Origin of the sequence: Falsiroseomonas algicola, from assembly GCF_011040385.1 — a bacterium.
Taxonomy (GTDB): Bacteria; Pseudomonadota; Alphaproteobacteria; order Acetobacterales; family Acetobacteraceae; genus Falsiroseomonas; species Falsiroseomonas algicola.
In genome coordinates this window covers 1-721 of record NZ_JAAIKB010000062.1, presented here as the reverse complement: position 1 = coordinate 721, position 721 = coordinate 1, and the positions used below count along the sequence as shown (strand labels likewise).

At 72.3% G+C, this 721-nt stretch carries 2 protein-coding genes; both read left to right on the top strand.

Annotated elements, in window-relative coordinates; genetic code table 11:
- On the top strand, positions 1-357 hold a 357-nt coding region (locus G3576_RS31015; RefSeq protein WP_164698339.1), incomplete at its 5' end, for an IS66 family transposase.
- Positions 354-721: UPF0149 family protein (locus tag G3576_RS31010; protein ID WP_164698338.1), on the top strand; the 368-nt coding region annotated here is incomplete at its 3' end. The genes G3576_RS31015 and G3576_RS31010, both read left to right, overlap by 4 nt.

The window sequence follows — 721 nt, the reverse complement described above, 5'->3', positions numbered from 1 at the left end:
GTCAGCAGCGACAGCGCGCTCGCCAAGGCCATCCGCTACGGCCTGCGCCACTGGACCGGGCTGGAGCGCTTCCTGACCGACGGCCGGCTCGAGCTGGATATCAACATCGTGGAGCGCGAAATCCGCCCGGTGGCCGTGACCAGGAAGGCTGCGCTCTTCGCGGGCAGCGAGGGCGGCGGCGCGACCTGGGCCATCGCCACCACGCTGATCCGCACCGCCATCCTGAACGGCATCAACCCGCAGGCCTGGTTGACGGACGTGCTGGAGCGGATGGTCAGCGGCGAGGTCCGCTCGACCCAGCTTGCCACCCTGCTGCCCTGGAACTGGCGCCAGCCCGGCACCGCCGCCGCGGCATGAGCCCCCGCCGCGCCCGCCTTCCGGCGCTGGCCCTCGACGATCTCGAGGCCTGGCTTGCCGACCAGCCCGACATCGCCCGACGCAACTGGACCGTCTCCGCCATCAACGGCTTCTGCGCCGCCCTCGTCGTCGGCCCCGAGCGCATCGCCACCGAGGCCTGGCTCCGCGTGATCTTCGGGCCAACCCTGCCGACCACGCCGATGGGCCTCGCCGCCGTCCAGGCCGTGCTGGATCACCGCAACGCCGTCCACCGAACGCTCCACATCGACCAGGGCCGGCGCTGGCGCCCCATCTACATGCGCACCGACGACGGCACCGTCCTCGCCCAGCCCTGGGCCGCGGGCTTCATGTTCGCGGTCAAGCG